The 20,268-nt window shown below is 34.9% G+C and carries 19 protein-coding genes and 1 riboswitch; of the genes, 18 read left to right on the top strand and 1 reads right to left on the bottom strand.

What is annotated here, in order from left to right; translation table 11 throughout:
- Positions 1–4: 4 nt before the first annotated feature.
- From flgK to X928_RS09210, 5 genes are read left to right on the top strand one after another with little or no spacing between them, the layout of a single operon-like run.
- Complete coding sequence (gene flgK, locus X928_RS09230; protein ID WP_245857226.1) at positions 5–2,404, top strand: flagellar hook-associated protein FlgK; 2,400 nt, start codon at positions 5–7, stop codon at positions 2,402–2,404.
- Positions 2,405–2,446: 42 nt separating this feature from the next.
- A complete protein-coding gene (flgL, locus tag X928_RS09225; protein WP_103079473.1) occupies positions 2,447–3,343 on the top strand; it encodes a flagellar hook-associated protein FlgL in 897 nt (298 codons plus the stop codon).
- A gap of 17 nt (positions 3,344–3,360) precedes the next feature.
- Positions 3,361–3,834: a flagellar assembly protein FliW gene (gene fliW / locus X928_RS09220; protein WP_103079472.1), complete on the top strand. Its 474-nt coding sequence runs from the start codon at positions 3,361–3,363 to the stop codon at positions 3,832–3,834.
- A 2-nt stretch (positions 3,835–3,836) separates the two neighbouring features.
- The gene (locus X928_RS09215; RefSeq protein WP_103079471.1) at positions 3,837–4,103 is read left to right on the top strand and encodes a carbon storage regulator; all 267 of its coding nucleotides are present in this window, start codon (positions 3,837–3,839) and stop codon (positions 4,101–4,103) included.
- Positions 4,104–4,127: 24 nt separating this feature from the next.
- A complete protein-coding gene (locus X928_RS09210) occupies positions 4,128–4,496 on the top strand; it encodes a cupin domain-containing protein (RefSeq protein ID WP_103079470.1) in 369 nt (122 codons plus the stop codon).
- Positions 4,497–4,563: 67 nt separating this feature from the next.
- On the opposite strand, the gene X928_RS09205 is transcribed toward X928_RS09210, so the two are convergent.
- Positions 4,564–5,028, bottom strand: coding sequence for a chemotaxis protein CheW (locus X928_RS09205; RefSeq protein ID WP_103079469.1), 465 nt, complete (start codon positions 5,026–5,028; stop codon positions 4,564–4,566).
- Positions 5,029–5,222: 194 nt separating this feature from the next.
- Between X928_RS09205 and X928_RS09200 the strand changes: the two genes are divergently transcribed.
- The 13 genes from X928_RS09200 (at position 5,223) to X928_RS09140 (ending at position 20,154) form a co-directional block, all read left to right on the top strand.
- Positions 5,223–7,034, top strand: coding sequence for an LVIVD repeat-containing protein (locus X928_RS09200; RefSeq protein ID WP_103079468.1), 1,812 nt, complete (start codon positions 5,223–5,225; stop codon positions 7,032–7,034).
- 41 nt (positions 7,035–7,075) lie between these two features.
- Positions 7,076–9,832: a formate dehydrogenase subunit alpha gene (fdhF, locus tag X928_RS09195; RefSeq protein WP_425440358.1), complete on the top strand. Its 2,757-nt coding sequence runs from the start codon at positions 7,076–7,078 to the stop codon at positions 9,830–9,832.
- Complete coding sequence (locus tag X928_RS09190; RefSeq protein ID WP_103079466.1) at positions 9,798–10,391, top strand: molybdenum cofactor guanylyltransferase; 594 nt, start codon at positions 9,798–9,800, stop codon at positions 10,389–10,391. The genes fdhF and X928_RS09190 overlap by 35 nt, the downstream gene beginning before the upstream one ends.
- Complete coding sequence (locus X928_RS09185; protein ID WP_103079465.1) at positions 10,388–10,663, top strand: MoaD family protein; 276 nt, start codon at positions 10,388–10,390, stop codon at positions 10,661–10,663. Before X928_RS09190 ends, X928_RS09185 begins: the two co-directional genes overlap by 4 nt.
- Before the next feature lies 1 nt (position 10,664).
- Positions 10,665–11,336, top strand: coding sequence for a HesA/MoeB/ThiF family protein (locus tag X928_RS09180; RefSeq protein ID WP_103079464.1), 672 nt, complete (start codon positions 10,665–10,667; stop codon positions 11,334–11,336).
- Positions 11,337–11,608: 272 nt separating this feature from the next.
- Entirely contained in the window at positions 11,609–12,097 is a 489-nt protein-coding gene (locus X928_RS09175; RefSeq protein ID WP_103076303.1) for a 4Fe-4S dicluster domain-containing protein, read from the top strand.
- Position 12,098: 1 nt separating this feature from the next.
- Positions 12,099–13,913, top strand: a complete 1,815-nt coding sequence (locus X928_RS09170) for an aldehyde ferredoxin oxidoreductase family protein (RefSeq protein ID WP_103079463.1) — start codon at positions 12,099–12,101, stop codon at positions 13,911–13,913.
- On the top strand, positions 13,910–15,142 hold the full coding sequence (locus X928_RS09165) for an NAD(P)/FAD-dependent oxidoreductase (RefSeq protein WP_103079462.1): 1,233 nt from the start codon (positions 13,910–13,912) through the stop codon (positions 15,140–15,142). The genes X928_RS09170 and X928_RS09165 overlap by 4 nt, the downstream gene beginning before the upstream one ends.
- A gap of 45 nt (positions 15,143–15,187) precedes the next feature.
- A riboswitch (molybdenum cofactor riboswitch) is annotated at positions 15,188–15,309 on the top strand.
- Between the two features lie 161 nt (positions 15,310–15,470).
- Positions 15,471–16,436, top strand: coding sequence for a tungstate ABC transporter substrate-binding protein WtpA (wtpA, locus tag X928_RS09160; RefSeq protein ID WP_103079461.1), 966 nt, complete (start codon positions 15,471–15,473; stop codon positions 16,434–16,436).
- Positions 16,429–17,238: an ABC transporter permease gene (locus X928_RS09155; protein ID WP_103079460.1), complete on the top strand. Its 810-nt coding sequence runs from the start codon at positions 16,429–16,431 to the stop codon at positions 17,236–17,238. The genes wtpA and X928_RS09155 overlap by 8 nt, the downstream gene beginning before the upstream one ends.
- Entirely contained in the window at positions 17,231–18,274 is a 1,044-nt protein-coding gene (gene wtpC, locus X928_RS09150) for a tungstate ABC transporter ATP-binding protein WtpC (protein ID WP_103079459.1), read from the top strand. The genes X928_RS09155 and wtpC overlap by 8 nt, the downstream gene beginning before the upstream one ends.
- A 17-nt stretch (positions 18,275–18,291) precedes the next feature.
- Positions 18,292–18,903, top strand: coding sequence for a P-loop NTPase family protein (locus X928_RS09145; protein ID WP_103079458.1), 612 nt, complete (start codon positions 18,292–18,294; stop codon positions 18,901–18,903).
- A gap of 15 nt (positions 18,904–18,918) precedes the next feature.
- The gene (locus tag X928_RS09140) at positions 18,919–20,154 is read left to right on the top strand and encodes a molybdopterin molybdotransferase MoeA (protein ID WP_103079457.1); all 1,236 of its coding nucleotides are present in this window, start codon (positions 18,919–18,921) and stop codon (positions 20,152–20,154) included.
- Positions 20,155–20,268 lie beyond the last annotated feature (114 nt).

The raw sequence follows: 20,268 nt of genomic DNA, 5'->3' as shown, positions 1-20,268 counted from the left end.
CGCAATGACTTTGAATGGCCTATTGAACACTGGTTTGCTAGGAGTTTATACCAATAAAATTGCGATGAGCGTTGTCGCCCATAATATCTCTAATTCTAATACTCAGGGCTTTTCTAGGCAGAGTCCTGTTATTGTAACTACCAATCCTATCAATTTAACAACGATAGGGAGTGGGGGAGCAGCTTTATCTTTTGGGACTGGTTCGACAGTAAGCGATATTCAACGAGTGAGGGACGAATTTTTAGATTTGCAATTTCGAGAAACTTCTTCTCGTTTGAATTATTGGGAAAATATATATTCTAATGTGCATTATATTGAACAATTATTTGGCGAGCCCGGTGAAACGGGTTTGAGGAATATGTATGATTCTTACTGGGCATCGATCGAGGAGTTGAAGACTGATCCATCAAACGAAGCTGCTAAAACTCAGGTTGTATCTCGAGCGGAAGAATTAATAACCACCATGAAAGATCTTAATTATAGGTTAGAAGAATTAAATAGTGATATAAACAGTGAAATAAAAATCAGAATAGATGAAATAAACGGTTATTTGAAAAGGATTGCAGATTTAAATCAAAAGATATTAACATCGAGCTCAATAAGTGGTTCTCCTAATGATTTGCTTGATGAAAGAGACAGATTATTGGATAAACTTTCAGAACTTTCCAATATAAGGATAACAAATCATTCAAACGGTCAAATCTCTTTGAGTATGGGAGATAAGGTAGTTTTAAATGGAAGTAGTTATCAAGAGATAAAATCCTTAACCATTGCCGAAACAAACGATGAATATTACCCCTATGTAGGTAATAATCCATTGACTTTTAACGATGGGAAAATGTCAGCCCTTTTTGAATTGAGGGATGAAATCATCCCTTCTTATCAGCAGCAACTCGATGAGTTAGGTTTATATTTAGTTGATACAACTAATCTTATCTATAAAGAGGGGTGGGATTCAACAGGAACTATAACAGGAGCCAACTTTTTCAGTGATATAAGTACCCAAAGAGGTTTTGAAGATTCAAGACTTTTCAGGATAGCAGGAAATTCAGACGTATTTCATCCAGACACAATTCAATACGTCACGAGTCATAATAGTTTTTATAGTGATCCTTCGATTGATTTAAATAATTTCGATCTTTACTCAGTAGATTATTCTGCAACTTCTCCTTCTAAATATGCCGATAATACCTTAATAAAATATGATTCAACAAATAATGCTATTTATTTTGATGATCCTTCTGGCTTTCAAGACAAATTACTAGTTGATATAAAAGGAGATTTTCTCAGGGAATATGGTTTTTCAACTAAAGAAATTGATGCATACAAAATAGATTCTGCAAAAGTTATACCTGGTAACCTTGAATTTGAAATGTCCGGTGCTAATTATAATATAAATTTTTCTAATGCTGCAGATTTAGTATCAAATATAAACAGCGGTTCTGGAGGTTATTTGAAAGCAGAAGAAATTGATGGATTTATATACATACTCCCCACGACTAAAATTCCAGATGCAGACTTGGATACCATCGTATTGAACGACATAGACGGCTCTCTTTCACAAATGGAAGCACAAAAAGTTACATTGGATGCGTTAGATACTTCACAACCTACTTTGAATAATTTATTAGGTTCCAATGAAAAAATAGAAATGAGTATAAATGGAATAAAAATCGAGATCAACCCTCTTAAAGACACTGTTTATGACTTGGCCGACAATATCAACGCCACAAACACGGGGGTTACTGCTTCTGTTACTCCACAAGGTTCATTTGTGTTGAGAGCCGGAAATCTAATTAATTTTGACTTACAGAACGTTACTATAAAAGGCCCTGAAAAATTATTCAAAGCTTTAGGATTTATCGAAGATGGTACTGATAACATAGTTACTCTGATATCTCCAGATACAAGTCCAGAACAAATAGATGAAAAGTTTTCTGAAGCTGATCTTTTGAGAATAGATAAAGAATTAGGAATAGTCAATCAAATTACCGTATCGTCTAATTTAAAAGAGAATCCATCTTTACTTGCAACCGACTTGGGTTATTATTATGATACTAATTATTCTCCAACCGGGGCGGGAAACGTTGAAGTATGGGATGAAATATCTAAGATGTATGATAATTCAGTATTAGATAATGGAAGGGTTGGTTTTTCAAACTTTTTGGGAAATATAGTTACAGATATAGGAGTTAAGGGAGAAACGGCGGATAAAATGAGGTTAAACAGTGAAATGTTGAATAGTGAGATCAGCCTTGAAAAAGAAAGAGTGATGGGTGTTTCTATAGACGAGGAAATGACTAACCTTGTGAAATATCAGCAAGCTTTTAATGCTTCTGCAAGGGTTATCACAGCGGTCAATCAAATGATGGAGACAGTCATTAACAACTTGGGTGTTGTATAATAGAGTAAACAGTACTTGTTTGATCGGTGAGGAGGTAAAAACATGAGAATCACTGAAAATCTTCTTAGTAGTAGGACACTTAACGATATTCAAGATGTTTTAAGGAAATACAGTGATTTAAATTCTCAATTAACTTCAGGAAAGAAAGTTCGATACCCATCAGACAACGCGTCTGTGGCGACAAGAATTTCAAATTTAGATAGTCGTTTGAGGGAAATTGAACGTTATAAAACTAATGTGGAAACAGCCCAAAATTATGTGAATATGTATGATACAGCATTACAAGAAGTAAGCTCAATATACCTTAGAATAAAAGAGCTTGCAGTTAGAGGGGCACATGATACTTTAACTAACGATGATAGAGTAGCTATAACAGAAGAACTCAACAAGATAAATACACAACTAGTTTCTATAGCAAATACAGAAATTTCTGGAAACTATGTGTTTGGAGGGGCCAAAAACAATCAAAAAGTCGTGGAAATAGATAGTAGTGGTAATTTTAAAATAAAAGTACCGCCACAAGCAAATATTAGGCAAAAGATATCCATTGGAGGACAAGAAATAGAATACGGTAAAACAGTTTATGATGTTTTTGTAACTGATAGTGGTGCGTCTGTTTTTGGTATAGTCAAAAGATTGTCAGATGCCATAGAATCGGGAGATAATACTTCAATTCAAAATGAGTTAGGAAATATCGAAGAAATACAAGGTAAATCGTTAAAGAATTTAGCTGAAGTTGGTGCTACTCAACGAGTTTTAGAAATGACTTCAAATAGAATGGAGGACTTTAATACTTTTTCAACAGAATTTTTATCCAATGAAGCTGATGCGGATATGGCTCAAGTTGTTATGGAATTAGCAACGCAGCAAAATGTCTTACAAGCTGCTTTAAAGGCTGCGGGTAATATTATTCCCCCAACCTTGGCAGATTTTTTATAAGGAGGTTTTCCAAAGCAATGATAAAAGAGTATGAAACGAAATTGGGAAGTGTGAAGATAGATACTGAGCGAACGATAATTTTCGAGTATGGTATTCCTGGTTTCGAAAATCTTAAGCAGTTTGTTTTACTGGAACCTGAAGATACTTATCCCATCATGTGGTTAGCTTCGTTAGAAGATAAAAATGTGGCTTTTCCTGTTACTTTTCCTCAACTTATAAGAAACGATTATCAATTTACTCTGCCCCAAGATTTAACAGAATACTTGGAATTAGCTAAACCAGAAGATGCTATAATATTAAGTATATTAACTATACCTGAGAAAGAAGACGAAATAACTATCAATTTAGCTGCTCCTATTATTATTTCGCAAAAAAATCGTAAAGGGGTGCAGTATTTAATTGAAAACGAAGAATACAAAATTAGACATCTTTTGAAAGAAGAATTGGAAAGAAGTAAGGCTATACTATCTGTTCAAAAAGATGGTGAATAAATTTGTTGATATTATCTAGAAAAATAGGAGAATCCATCGTAATACAAGTAGGAAATAGAAAAATAAAGCTTATTATGGTTGAACAAGATAATGGAAGTATGAAAATCGGTTTTGAGGCACCTAAAGATATAAAAATTTATCGTGAAGAAGTTTATGAAGAAATTGTGAAGCAAAATAAAGCCGCATTGGAAAGCGATGTTAAGAGATTGGGAAAAATAAAAACCAGTATTCCAAAATTTGCTGGAAAAGATAACAAACAAAGTACTTAGGCAATAGGGAGGAGAAAATCGAATATGGACCAAAAAAGAGCAATAATAGGTAAAGCAAAGGAAGTTAAACCTTTAATAATAAATAATGAAACGACTAAAGACGTTGAAAAAAGAATATTAATAGGGAAGAGTAATTATGGAGCGCCTAATTTTGTTATGAGGTTATTTACCGTTAAACCAGGTGGGTATTCTCCTAGGCATTCTCATAGATGGGAACATGAAATATTTATTGTTGAAGGTAAGGCAGAGGTTTATGATGGAGAAAAATACAATACAGTTGAAGCTGGAAGTTTTGTTTACGTTCCTGGAGGTATAGAACACCAATTGAAGAATGCTGGAGATGAAGAATTAAAATTTCTTTGTGTTATTCCAACTTCTGCGGATGAAGAATGAGTTTTTCATAAAAAGTGGCGTAATAATGAATATATCGCCACTTTTTGTTTGTTTTATAGAAAACGTTTTAATTATTTATAACTTCGTCTATAGCAATCTTTTCTTCTTCAGTTATCAGTTTATCGATATCTAATATTACTAACATACCATCTTCTAAACGTGCTATGCCACTTATAAAATCAGCCCCACGCATCCCACCTATATTAGGTTTTTCGTTTATTAAATTAGGGTCGATACTTCTGACGTTTTTTACATCATCAACCATTATTCCAACCCTTCTTTGATCAATTTTTAAAACTATAACTTTGGCGTGAGATTTGTCTTCAAAGTCGGGCATTTTAAATTTTCTTCTCAGATTGATGATAGGTAAAACTTCTTCGTTGCGATAATTTATTACACCTTCAAAATAGTCAGAGGCATTTGGTAATTTAGTGGTCTCTTCATACTCAATTACCGCATCCACATTCATAATATCGAGGCCAAACTTTTCTTTACCAATGTTGAAGGTGACTATTTTTAACTCAGATGGCATTTTTATTCCCCCTTTTTAAAATCAAGATTTTGTTTCTAAAATGGCTAATTATAATTCAATAAATTTCTAAAAAATTATATCATAAAAGTATTTAGAAAAAAAGTTATTTCTAGGCTAAGGAAAATAAAGAAAAAAGAAATATGTTATAATTTTAATATAATTATGAAAAATTTTATTACATTGAGGTGTAACACGTGCGCAAAATTAGTAAGAATTATACTGTTTTAGTTTTTTTAGTTGTTTTAATTTTGATAATGTTTTCAATTGTAATATTTTACATCCGAATTGCAAAAGAAAAATCTGTTCAGGGAAGTACTGCTCAAGTAAAAGATGTTACTAATCCAATTGTTCAAGAGCAGATTCCTACCTCAGTAGTAGGCGTCAAATACGGAGTAATAATAGGAGGCTACGAAGGATTTTATGTTTTCGATGTTGAAAAGAAAGAATTAATTACTTCTGTCACGACTGGTAGTTATGTTAATGATGCTCAAGTTTATGGAGATTATCTTTATCTTGTTGACAGAGAGGGATTGAAAATTTATGATTTTTCAGATCCACAAGAAGTAGCTTTATTAAACTCTTACTCCACATTTGGTGATTCTCTATCCGTTGCAACGAATGGAGAATTGTTATTTGTTGCAGATGGTGAAAATGGTTTGATAAGCTTTGATTTGAAAGATAAGCTGTATATAAGATTGAAAGAACATATTCGTTTACCAGGTATGGTAACCCAAGCTGAAATGTTTGAAAAGTATTTATTTGTGATTGGTCCAGGATTAGGAATAAAAATTTATGAAATCAACGAAGATCGAACCGTTGAAGAAATTAATTATTATGATCAGTTGGTATCACCTAGGATGATTAGTTTGAGTAAAGATTTTTTTGTTGTGAACGATGATTTATTGGGCATACAGATATTTGAAACAAAAGATTTGATCAAGACAAAAAAACATGATGTGAAACCATTGTATGTGTGGGATGAGGATGCTTTTTCTATACAATTAGCAGATGATTCGCTTTACTTTTCTACGGATAACGGTGTATATAAAAGAAGTTTGGAATCGTTAGAAACTCAAGAAATTATTACTGGGCAATTTTCTAGGTCAAATATTTTGGTAACAGAGGGGTATATATACTTAACGAATAACGAAGATGGATTGTATATTTATGATTTAGATACTAAAAAATTACTTAAGTATATTAATACAGTTGACTCAATTGATGATTTTGTTGTACTAGAATCAGGAGTATTAATTGACGAGGGTGGAAAGATAGTTTATATAGATAAACAAAAAGAAAAATTATGGGAGAAAAGATATACTGGGAGTTTGATAAAAGGGGAGAAGGGTTTTTACGAACTCAATGGAAATTTAGTCAATTTTTATGATGCTACGAATACAATTACCAAAAGTTTTCCTGAAAACATCAAATGTATAAAAGAAACACAAGAAGGTATATTCGTTATTACCCAAGAGAATATATATTCTTTCTTTGATGGAACAAAGGTGTTTGTAGGAATGGCTCAAGATATAGAAGTTATTGATAACTTTGCATATATAGCTGAGGAAGATAAGGTAATAGAGTTTAACTTTTTAACTGGAAAGAGTAGTTTTAAATTTTATTCCAAGGATTATATTGACCAGATTCATTCCACTTCTGATGGATTTATCCTTTTAACCGAAAAAGGAGTCTTTCGGACAGACTTAAATTTTAACATTATCGAGTATTTCAGTTTTGATTATTCGCCTGATATAATTACTCTGAATGATAAATATATATTTTACTCTATAGGCTCTCAACTGACTATTGTTGATCTGTCAAATTTCGATTTAAACAGAATTATTAATTTGGATCTTCCGATTTTAAGTATCGATTGTAAGGATGGATATCTCTACCTTTCTTACTCTTCAAAAGGAATAACGAGATATAATATTACAGATAAACTTCAGCTAGTTGATGAAGAAGTTGTTGTAAATATTTTCACCGCTAAGAACATAGTTTTTTGATATTGAATTTTTCGTAAATTTAACAATGAAAGGGGTTTTATATTTTGATAGTTACTATAAATCATAATGATTACGAAGCCGAGCCCGGTCAAACTATACTCCAGGTTGCAAAACAAAACGGTATCTATATCCCCACCATATGTCATAGCCCGCATTTATCAGATGTAGGTTCTTGTAGAATGTGTTTAGTAGAACTGGAAAATAATCATAAATTAGTTGCCTCTTGTGTTACTCCAGTAACTGATGGAATGAGGGTTTTAACGGATAGCAAAAGGGTAATCGAGGCTAGAAAGACGGTTGTAGATTTACTAGTTTCTGATCATCCATTGGATTGTATGACATGTGAAGCTAATGGAAACTGTGTCCTTCAAGATCTCGCTTACGAATATGGAATTAAAGAATCCACCTTCGGAACAAAGAAACTTCCACGTTTTGAGATAAAAGCTCAGAATGAATTTATACAGCTTGATCCAGATAAATGCATACTTTGTGGCAAATGTGTACGAACATGTAAAGAAATTCAGATGTGTAACGTATTGGATTTTGTCAATAGAGGTTTTGAAACTAAAGTTAGCCCCCCATTTGATCAAGATTTAGGTGGACAGGATTCTCCATGCGTCTTTTGTGGACAATGTGTTGAAATGTGCCCAACAGGGGCTCTTACTTATATTCCTTCCAAAGGAAAAGGACGTTATTACGAATTTAAAAAAACTATAACAACCTGTCCGTACTGTGGGGTTGGTTGTCAATTGGAACTAAGAACTAAAGATAATAAGATAATTCAAGTCGGTTCGGTTTACAACGAAAACTCTCCAAACCCCCATGGAGAAAGTTGTGTGAAAGGCCGTTTTGGTTATGATTTTGTCAATCACCCTGATAGATTGACCGATCCTTTGATAAAGAGAAATGGACATTTTGAAAAAGTTAGTTGGGAAGAAGCGTTGGATTATGTTGCAGAAAAACTATTGAATATAAAAGAAAAGTATGGAAGTGATTCAATAGGTGGGTTGAGTTCAGCAAAATGTACAAATGAAGAGAACTATATTATGCAAAAATTTATGAGGGCTGTAGTTGGTACGAATTCAGTAGATCACTGTGCCAGACTTTGTCATGCATCCACTGTTGTTGGATTAGGGATGGCATTTGGTTCGGGTGCCATGACCAACTCTATATCAGAAATAGAGGGGAGTAACGTTATATTTGTGATAGGTTCAAATCCAACGGAGAATCACCCGGTAATTGGGAGTAAGATTAAAAAGGCAAAGAAAAACGGTACACATTTAATAGTAGCAGATCCTAGAAAGATAGAACTTTCTGAAATTGCTGACATTTCATTGCATCAAAAGCCAGGGACAGATGTGGCTTTAATAAATGGAATTATGAATGTAATTATCAACGAAGGGTTACTTGATAAAAAGTTTATTGAAGAAAGAACGGAAGGATTTGAAAGTTTTATAAAGATAATAGAAGGTTATACCCCGTCTACAGTATCCCAGATTACAGGTGTGCCAGCAGATAAGATAATCGAAGCTGCAAAAATGTATGGTTCTGCTGAAAAGGCAGCCATATATTTTGCAATGGGAATAACTCAACATAAATACGGAACCAATAACGTACTTTCTCTTACGAATCTTGCACTCTTAACTGGGAACGTTGGTTTTGAAAGCACAGGAGTCAATCCATTAAGGGGACAAAATAACGTGCAAGGTGCTTGTGATGTAGGGGCTTTACCTGATGTTTATCCTGGTTATCAAAAAGTCAGTGATCCCAAAATTAAAGAAAAGTTTGAGAATTATTGGGGTGTAAAGTTAACTGATAGAGAAGGATTGACTTTAACAGAAATGTTCGAAGAAGCTGGTAAAAAGGTAAAGGCTCTCTACATAATGGGTGAGAATCCCTTTTTGTCTGATCCTGATCAGGAACATATTAAAAAAGCCCTAGAAAGTTTGAATTTTTTAATAGTCCAGGATATTTTCTTGACTGAAACTGCACAGTTTGCAGACGTAGTTTTGCCAGCCGCATCATTTGCCGAAAAAGAAGGTACGTTTACAAATACCGAACGACGCATACAAAGGGTAAGAAAAGCTATCAATTCTCCTGGAAGGGCTAAAGCAGATTGGGAGATATTAACTACTTTGGCTAATAAAATGGGTTATGAAATGAAATATAATTCTCCTTCTGAAATCATGGATGAGATTGCACGAGTATCAAAATTATATGGTGGAATAAGTTATGAGCGATTGGAAAAAGAAGGTTTGCAATGGCCTTGTCCTGATAGTAATCATCCAGGTACAAAATATTTGCATAAAGATAGTTTTTCTCGCGGGAAAGGCAAATTTTTTCCAGTTGAGTTTACTCTGCCAGAAAAAAAAGCTGATGAAAAGTACAATTTTATATTAATGACAGGAAGGATGTTATACCATTTTCATACGGGTACAATGACCAGGCGATCCTATTCCATTGACAAGCATGAACCAGACGCTTACGTTGAGATAAATATAGAAGATGCAAGAAAATTGGGGATCAAAGACAAAGAAAAAGTTAGGATAACTTCGTCTCAAGGAACAGTTGAAACCTACGCAAAAGTTGGAGAAAGAGTTAAACCTGGCCAACTTTTCATGCCTTTTCACTATGCGGAAAGTCCAGCCAATAGACTTACCAATCGTGTTTATGATTTAAAAGCAAAGATACCTGAATTAAAAATAACCCCAGTTAATTTGGAGAAGGCTGAAAAAAGAAGTTCACAAAGAGAGGTTTTAATTGATGAACGCTTTACTTCTATCAGGAGGCAAGAGTAGCAGATTTGGAACTAATAAAGCAATGGAAACAATTAACGGTAAACCTTTGATAGAACAGATCGTCCAAGGTCTAAAAAATGTATTTGAAAAAGTATACATAATAGGGAACGTAAAAGAGTATACTTTTTTGCAAGGTGTATTTTTTTGTGAGGATATAATACCAAATAAAGGTCCATTAGGCGGTTTACTTACCGGTTTAATCTGTTCTGATAGCGAGTACAACTTTTTAACAGCCTGTGATATGCCCTTTTTGACAAGAGAGTTTTTTGAATTTGTGAAGTTACAAAAGAAAGATTATGACCTTCTTGTACCCGCGTACAACTCTTACCTTGAGCCACTTGCTGCTGTTTATAGCAAAAAATGTTTGCCTTTTATCAGTGATTCACTAAAAAGGAATCAATTAAAGTTGAAGAGTTTTTTCCCTCAAGTAAACGTTAGAATAATAAAGGAAACCGTGATAAGGGAAATTGGAGAGCCGGAGAAATTGTTTTTCAATATAAATTATAAGGAAGATGTTGAAAAAATAGAAATGAATCTAGAAAGGAGTGAAAAGATTTGAAAATAAAATTCTTTTCCCTTATAAAGTTTGACTTGAAAAAGGATGAAGTTGATTACCAATTATCAGAATCGAAAACCATTAAAGAAATAATGAAATTATTGGATCAAGAATTCGATAATTATTTTAGTAGAAAACTACTAAAAGATGAGGAACTTAAAAGCGGTACGATTATATTATTAAATGGAAGAAATGTTCGCCATTTACAAGGGCTCGATACGTTGGTAGAAAATAAAGATGAAATAACAATTTTTCCGCCTTCTGGAGGAGGATGATATGGATTACTTGGAAAGACAAAAAGTGTTGTTCTCAGAAGAGGAGGCTTTAAAGTTAAAACAAGCTGTTGTTTATATTGGAGGAGCTGGAGGACTTGGAACCCACCAGGCGTTGGAATTACAAAGGGTTGGTGTAAAAAAAATATATTTGGTGGATTATGATAAGGTTGAACCTTCTAACCTAAATCGTCAAGTACTATATGGGATGGATAGCATTGGTGAATACAAAGTTGATCAAGCTAAAAAAATTCTTGAATCTTTTAATTTGCCTACGATAATAGAAACAAAGGTAGAAAAAATTTCAAAAAAGAGTAAAATATCAAAAGATGTGAACGTCATATTAGACGCTCTTGATAATTTCGAAACGAGATATATTCTGGAACAACTTGCTTGGGAATCCAACGTTCCTTATATACATGCAGGGGTTAATCAATGGTATGGTCAATTGACAACTATAATACCGGGTAGAACTTTGTCTTTAAAAGATATATTCGGAGAAGTAGATACAACAAAGGAAAAGGTTTCTGTTGTCTCACCTGTAGTATCGATTATGGCATCTCTTCAAGTAATAGAAGCGATTAAAGTAATAACTGGAAGGAAAGATACCCTCGACAACAAGTTACTACTCATAGATTTAAAGGATTATTCCGTTGAAATAATTAACCTTCAATGAAAAATAAGACTTTCATTCCTCTATTAATCCTTGTTTTTCAAGATAAGATTAAGAAAAGCACTCATTTAAAAGGAATTGCCTTCTAATTGAAAATAATCTCCCCTAGACGCTTCTAATTGTCAATAAATCGAATTGACATTTTTTAACATAAGAGTTAAAATAATTACAATATAAATTTTCAAAAAGCTGGGTTTTAATGTAACAATGTTTTTGTTTTTTTCAAGTAAATACAGTTTAGTTAACATCCTAAAACTACCAAAGGAGGAGTGTACATGAAAGTATTGATGTTGGATCAGGCAAAGTGCACGGGATGTAGGGCATGTGAGTATGCTTGTTCTTTTGAGCATACGGGAAAGTTTAACCCCCTTGACTCTCGAATCAAAGTAAATGAATTTTGGGAAGATTTAACCTTCGTTCCAAGTGTTTGTCTGCAATGTGAGAGAGCGTATTGTGAAGAAGTATGTCCTACTTCTGCATTGACTAAGAACCCTGAAACAGGTGTGGTAGAACTTAACAAGGAAAAATGTATCGGATGTAAACAGTGTATCGTAGCATGTCCATGGGGATCCATAAAATTGGATCATACAGGCAAAGAGGTTATAAAATGCGATAACTGTGGTGGAGATCCAGCGTGTATTAAGGTGTGCTATCCAGGTGCTTTGTCTTACGAAGAAGTAGAAGATATCACAAATGTGAAAGTACAGGAAACTGCCACCCGCCTTAAAGAAATAGCGAAAGATTTAGTAAAGGGGGGAGCTTAATATGATAAAAGGTGGATTCAAAGGTAATTTATTGAGAGTAAACTTAACAACCAAAGAGGTAAAAAGTGAAGCATTGAATGAAGAATGGGCTCAGAAATACTTAGGAGGCAGAGGGTATGGAACTCGCTTGTTGTTGGAAGAAATAGATCCGAAGGTAGATCCTCTCTCTGAAGAAAATAAGGTCATTTTTGCCACAGGTCCTTTAGATGGAACATTAGCTCCTTCTTCTGGAAGAACTATGGTAATCACAAAAGGTCCTTTGAATGGAGCTATTGCGTGTTCTAATGCAGGTGGACATTTTGGACCCGCTTTGAAACATGCAGGATACGATATGATAGTTGTAGAAGGGAAATCAGCTGAACCTGTTTATATATGGATTAACAAAGGTAAAGTAGAAATCAGATCTGCAAAGGAAATATGGGGAAAATTGGCTGACGAAAGTGATGAACTAATCAGAGGACAAACACATCCCTTGGCTGAAACCATGACGATTGGGCCAGCAGGTGAGAAATTATCTCGTATCTCTAGCGTAATGTTCAATGGTCATAGAGCTTCTGGAAGGACTGGGGTTGGTGCGGCAGTTGGAAGCAAGAATTTAAAAGGTATAGCCGTCAGAGGTAATGAAGATACTACAGTAGCTGATCCTGAAGCTTTTATGAAAGCAATTTATAAGGCCAGAGATATTTTGAGTAAAGACGCCTTTGCTGGGCAAGGAGCTGCAATGTTAGGTACCGCAATGTTGGTAAATGTTATCAATGGTGTTGGTGCATTTCCAACTCATAATGCCCAAGATGCTTATTTTCCAGAGGCAAATAAAATCAGTGGAGAAACACTAAGGGAGAAAAATTTAATTAGAAATGAAGGATGCGCGGAGTGTCCTATAGCTTGTGGTAGAGTAACGGTAGTAAAAAGTGGACCATATAAAGGTAGTATTGGGGGAGGTCCAGAATACGAATCAGTTTGGTCATTCGGAGCAATGTGTGGTGTTTCAGACCTTGATGCGGTGATAAGTGCAAATCATCTTTGTGACAAATATGGAATCGATACTATCTCTATGGGTTCAACAGTCGCTTGTGCGATGGAACTGTACGAAAAAGGATATATGCCCAAGGAAGATGCCCCCTTTGAACTTAGATTTGGCTCAGGAGAAGCTATGTTAAAAGCTGTAGAATTGGCATGCAAGCAAGAAGGAGATTTTGGTAAATTGTTAGCTCAAGGTTCCTATCGTCTAGCGGAACATTATGGTCATCCGGAACTTTCTATGTCGGCAAAGAAACAAGAGTTCCCAGCTTACGATCCAAGGGCTATCAAAGGTATGGGTTTAGAATATGCTACTAGTAATCGTGGTGCTTGCCATGTCAGAGGATATGGAACAGCCGTAGAAGTATTGGGAGATGCCGATCAGTACGCTTATGAAGGTAAAGCAGCTATAATTAAAACTTTACAAGATCTGACAGCTGCACTTGATTCTTCTGGAATATGTTTGTTTACGACTTTTGGCCTCAGTGCTAATGAGTTGGCCGAGATGGTGTCTACTGCAACAGGTTTTTCAATAGATGCCCAAGAGTTCATGAAAATTGGAGAAAGAATTTGGAATATTGAAAAGCTTTTCAATCTAAAAGCAGGCTTTACGAGAAAGGATGATACCTTACCACCAAGAATATTAAGCGAACCTATCAAAACAGGTCCTTCAAAAGGCCATGTAGAAGATCTTGGAAAGATGTTGGATGAGTACTATCAGTTAAGAGGATGGAATAAAGACAGTGTTCCCACGGATGAAAAACTTAAAGCATTGGAGGTCCAGATTTTAAAATGAAATACGTTATCGTTGGAGCTAGTGCAGCCGGCTTAAACGCTGCTCGAACATTAGAATCGTTGGATCCTCAAGGAGAAATAACTATATTATCCGCTGAAGAAGTATTTCCCTATAGTAAAATGTCTCTACCTTATTTATTATCAAATAAGTTAAAAAAAAGAGATTATCTGTTTCTTCCCCATCCATCTAAGGCTAAACTTCTACTGGGGCAAAGGGTTGTCAAACTTGACATTGAAAGAAAAAAGGTAGAAACTGTAAAAAACAAAACATTTTCCTACGATAAATTGTTGATAGCAACGGGGGCGGAACCATATGTTCCGGATATGGAATTAGAAGGATCTCCGCTAGTGCTAACGGTGCGAAATCTTTCAGATATGGATAAATTGAAAGATAAGTTGAAAAAAAGTGACGTTAAAAGAGTTATACTTTCTGGTGCTGGATTAGTTAATTCTGAAATTGCTGATGCCTTAGCAGAACTAAAGATACCTGCTACTTTTGTTATAAGATCGTCTAGGATGTTGTCTCAGATTGTTGATGAAGAAGGCTCTGAATTTATTGCCGAAAGGGCAATAGAAAACGGAATGGAGTTAATCACGGGTGAAAGCATAACGAAGGTTCAAGAAAAAGGAGATCACGCAAACGTCTTTCTTACATCAGGCAAAATAATTCAAGGTAGTTGTGTAGTTGTTGGAAAAGGAGTTAGGCCTAGTATAGATTTTCTCGAAAAAACGCCTATTAAATGTGACACTGGCATCTTAGTAAACGAATATCTGGAAACCTCTGTTAAAGATGTTTATGCAGCAGGAGACGTAACAGAAACCAAAGATCTAATTTCAGATGAATATGAAATGCATGCCTTGTGGCCTGTTGCGATGGAACAGTCAAGGATAGCTGCCACCAATATGGTAGGTTATTCTTGGAAATATCCCAAAGAAGTATCTAGAAACATAGTCAATTTATTTGGAGAAGTTGTTTTCACTGGGGGTATTAGTAAAGAAGATGCATACGATGTTTATAAGGAAAAAGAAAGCAGAAGTTACCACAAAATCCTGGTGAGAGATGGCAAACTTGTTGGTTTTGTCTTTGTTGGAGACGTTCTAAATCCTGGAGTTTATTTAGCAGCGATGAAAAATCAATGGGATGTAAGCCATCTATTGAATGAAGCAATAAAAGGTGCGTTAAGTTATTCGATGTTTAAAGCTCCTACGAGAGAAGTTGTGAATATATAACTTTAATATTCGAGTTCTTTTGAAAACAATTTTTTTTTCATATACATTTTATTATGTCTTCGATCTATGTTACCTAAGGAATTTATTCTATGGTGACTTAGACGATAGGGTATAGAAGGAAACTTCTATGCCTCCCGCATTAGGAAAGGAGACACATTATGAACCGGTGTCTTCACACGCCGGTTTTTTTATTTTGTAATGTCATTATTTTTTTAAGCTGTTCTCCTTTCCTCAATCTTCTAGGTTGATTGCACAGTAGAGATTGGATAAATTAGTTTTAGAGTTTATAAACTCAGATAAAAAAATTTAGATAAGAGGAGAGGAAATAATGAAAAGCTTTTATAAGTACACATTTATGTTATTTGTTTTTTTAATTGGGACGATGATGATGGGTGAAGAGATTAGCGGGGAGATTATAGTTTTCCATGCAGGGTCTTTAAGCGTTCCCTTTGCACAAATTGAAAAAGCGTTTGAAAGCCAGTATCCAGGAACAGATGTTATTAGGGAAGCAGCGGGAAGTAGAGAAGCTGTTAGAAAGGTTACCGATCTTGAAAGAGAAGCGGACGTTATAGGTTCTGCGGATTATACCGTCATCGAAAATCTGATGGTCCCAAAGTATACAGAATGGTACATAAATTTTGCCAACAACGAGATGGTAATAATGTACACAGAAGATTCTCGTTACAAAGATGAGATTAATTCTGACAATTGGTATGAGATTCTTTTGCGCCCAGATGTTGAGTACGGTCATTCGGATCCAAATGCTGATCCTTGTGGATACAGAAGTCAGATTGTTTGGAAATTAGCAGAAAAATATTATGGAGTGGATAATCTATATCAAAAACTTGCTGATAACTGTCCACCAAAAAACGTTAGACCAAAAGAAACAGATTTAATTGCATTATTAGAGGCAGGAGAACTGGATTATATTTTCATTTATAAATCTGTAGCATTGCAACATCAAATGCCCTACGTGGAATTACCAGAACAAATTAATTTAAAAAGTACAAAATATGCCGATTTTTATGCAACAGCTTCTTTTGATGTAACGGGTAAAGAGCCAGGTGAGATGATAACGCAAGTAGGGCAACCTATGGTATATGCTTTAACCATTCCTAAGAACGCTCCAAATCCACAGGGAGCAATTGCTTTCATTAAATTCGTCATTGGCCAACAAGGACAAGCCATCATGGAAGAAAATGGGCAACCGCCAATTAATCCCCCAGAAGGTGTAAACATTGAAAAAGCTCCTTACGAGATTCAAGACTTCTTAAAAGGTGGAGCGAATGATTAAAAAAGCATGGTTCGAATTAATACTTAGTTTTTTGGGGATACTATTGTTGTTTTTCATAGCTGCCCCAGTAGCCAAGCTTATCTTTGGAGTTGAACCGCAAGTTCTTATCGACACTGTAAAAGAAGAAGAAGTTTACAGTTCCATATTGCTTACTTTCAGTGCATCGTTGGTTGCAACTTTAATTTCCATATTGTTAGGGGTACCTTTGGCTTACCTACTTGCTCGTAAAGATTTTTTTGGTAAATCTTTTGTTGAAAGTTTAATAGATATCCCCGTTATAATACCACATACAGCAGCTGGTATAGCGCTTTTGATGGTTTTTGGTCGTAATTTTTTTCTAGGAAGGTTCTTCTCGATATTTGGAATAGAGTTCGTTGGCGAATTTGCAGGAATAGTTGTTGCAATGATGTTTGTTAGTATGCCTTTTTTGGTGAATGAAGTTAAAGAAGGGTTCAAATCTATCGATGTTAAATTGGAAAAGGTTGCTAGAAGTTTGGGTTCATCCCCTGCTCGAACTTTCTTCAAAGTATCGCTACCTTTGAATTTTAACCATTTAATTTCTGGTTCACTTATGATGTGGGCAAGAGGATTATCTGAATTTGGAGCGGTTGTTATTTTAGCTTATCATCCAATGACGGCGTCGGTACTTATTTACGAGAGGTTTACTTCCTTTGGATTGAAGTATTCGAGCCCCGTTGCAGCCATTATGGTTATAACAAGTCTCATTGTGTTTATCTTTTTAACACTCATAAACAGAAAGAATTCAGTGGAAGGTCGAGAGAGGGAAAACGAGCTTGATTAAAATCGCGAATATATCGAAGAGATTTAAAAAGTTTTCTTTAGAAGATATCAATTTGAATATAGAAAATAATGAGTATTTTGTGATTTTAGGGCCAACAGGTGTAGGTAAAACAGTGATTCTTGAGATTATAGCAGGTTTAATAAAACCCGACTTTGGGGATGTGTTTATCGGTGAGAAAAGAATTACAAATTTACCTCCTGAAGAGAGAAATATTGGAATGGTTTATCAGGATTACATGCTCTTTCCACATCTAAATGTGGAAGAGAATATTGTTTTTGGATTAAAATCGAGGAGAGTTAAAAAAGATGAGATTAGATATCTATTAAACAACATAGTAGAGCTTTTTCGCATAGAACATTTACTCACAAGAAAAACGAAGAATCTAAGTGGAGGAGAGAAACAAAGAGTAGCTCTTGCACGGGCTTTAATTACTTCTCCACAAATTTTGTTGTTAGATGAACCTTTAAGTGCATTAGATCCTCAAACAAAAGAAAAATTTATAGAAGATTTGAAGAACTTACATAAACAGCTCAAGACTACTACAATTCATGTAACACATGATTTTAATGAAGCATTTTCTTTAGCGGATAAAATCGCTATAATGAAAGATGGGAAGATCGTTCAAGATGGTGATTCAAAAGATGTGTTCAACAAACCGAATTCTGATTTTGTTGCTCGATTTACAGGGGTTAGAAATATTTTTCGAGGAGAAATAATTAATGATGATTCTGATACCTATGTTTCAGTAAATGGATTGAAAATAAGGGTGGTTACTGAAAAGAAAGGGAACGTTAATATCTCTATCAGACCTGAAGATATATTGTTATCTATAAAACCTCTTGATTCAAGCGCTAGGAATGTTTTCCCTGGAGTGATAAAGCAGATTTATGAACAATTATCTATAGTTCATATTACTGTGGATATCGGTATTCCTTTGGTGGTGTACATAACAAGGCAGTCGTTGAAAGAGTTAAATTTAGTAGAAAATAAAAAGGTTTTTGTTACATTTAAAGCTTCTGCGGTCCATGTTTACTAAGATGGGAGGGATTTTTTTTGGTTACGATTGTTGTTGGTGGAAAATCGAGTAATGTAGGTAAATCTACTTTAATTTCACAAATGATAAAGAATTTAAACTGTCACGTTGGAGTGATAAAAACGTCTCTCCATAAAACTAATAAGGAAATAGAAGTTACGGATGATCCTTCAATTATCAACGAGAAAGGTAAAGATACTTCGCTTTTTAAAGAATCTGGAGCGCAAAATGTAATCTTACTAAAAACAAATTATGAAGGATTGTTGGAAGGTTATAGAAGGGCACGCAAGCTCTTAGATGAGGATATAGAATATTTGATCATTGAAGGAAACAGTATCCTGGATTTTGTTAAACCAACTTTAGTTTTTTACATTGATTCTGATGATACACAAGAAAAAGAATCGGCAAGTAAAGCCAAAAGTAAAGCCGATATTATAATCGATAAAGAAAACCTTGAAGAGTTAATCAAAGATGGAAACAGTATGAAATTCAAGATTAATTTTGAACAAGTGAGTTGTTTTAATGCACACGCTATCTGTAAAGCATTGAATATCAAATTACCTAAATTCGGGAAATTGTTGGATGATCAAAACATCAAAGTTCGGTACTGTCAGCTTGGTTTATTCAAATAGAGACGGAGGCTAAGTATGTCTGAATTCTTGGATTTAAACACCCCAGAAATGTTTTGGGAAATTGTTGATAAAAACCTAAATAGGGGCTCGTTACCATCAGAAACGATAAACTTTAAAGAGTCAAATGGGAGAATTTTAGCGGAGGATTTATTTTCTCCCATCGATCTTCCACCTTTTAGCCGATCAACTGTTGATGGTTTCGCTGTGAAAGCGGAGGATACTTTTGGTGCCTCGGAAAGTATGCCTATCTATTTGAACGTTAAAGGTGAAGTGTTTATGGGGCAAGAAACAAAGGTAAGGGTTGAAGCTGGTGAGGCTGTAAAAATTCCAACGGGTGGAATGTTGCCAGAAGGGTCAGATGCAGTCGTTATGGTAGAATATGTTGATTATGTTGGCGAAAAAATGATTGAAATCAATCGTTCTGTCGGAGTGGGTGAAAACGTAGTTTATAAGGGTGAAGATATTTCCAAAGGAAAGGCACTTTTAAATAAATACCACAGAATCAGGCCACAGGATGTAGGAGCTCTAGCAGGCCTCGGAATAACTGATGTTGTAGTTTATAAAAAACCGAAAGTAGCTGTAATTGCTACAGGAGACGAATTAATCTCCCCTGAAAGTGTTCCTGGAGTAGGTGAAATCAGGGATATAAATAGTTACACAATAGGAACAACATTAGAAGAAGTAGGTGCAGAAATTAGATACGTTGGGATAATTCCAGATAAATTTGATTTTTTGAGAGAGAATATAAAAAACAATTTAGATTGTGACTTGATCCTGATCTCTGGAGGTAGTTCTGTAGGAGCTAAAGACATGACGGTGGAAGTCTTGAATTCTTTGGGGAAACCTGGTGTATTGTCTCAAGGAATTACGATCAAGCCCGGTAAACCTACAATTTTTGCAGTAGTTGAAGGTACATCTATTTTAGGCTTACCTGGTCACCCTTCATCATCCTTTATCATTACCCAGGTGATTGTTAAACCATTGGTAGAGAAGATAATAGGTATAAGAGAAAAAAGCATAAAATGTAATATTAAAGCAAAGTTAAGTAGAAATTTGGATTCTGACAAGGGAAGAGAAGAGTACATCCCGGTTCGATTGATTGAAACTGCTGAAAAGAATCACATTGCTGAGCCGATAGTCGGCGAATCAGCAATGATATCAACATTTGTTTATGCAGATGGTTATATAAAAATAGATGCTAACAAAGAAGGACTCAATAAAGAAGAAACGGTAGATGTCTATTTATACTAATTCTATTTATCTTTATGGTTAGGCTGAGGGTAAATGGACTAAAACTCCTTTATCCTTATAGGTGGGCAACAGGATAAGGGGCTGCCAGTCTCTTCCTTATGGGTGGGGAGCGGG

The sequence above is a fragment of the Petrotoga miotherma DSM 10691 genome, assembly GCF_002895605.1.
GTDB lineage: Bacteria > Thermotogota > Thermotogae > Petrotogales > Petrotogaceae > Petrotoga > Petrotoga miotherma.
This window is presented reverse-complemented; position numbering and strand designations above follow the sequence as displayed.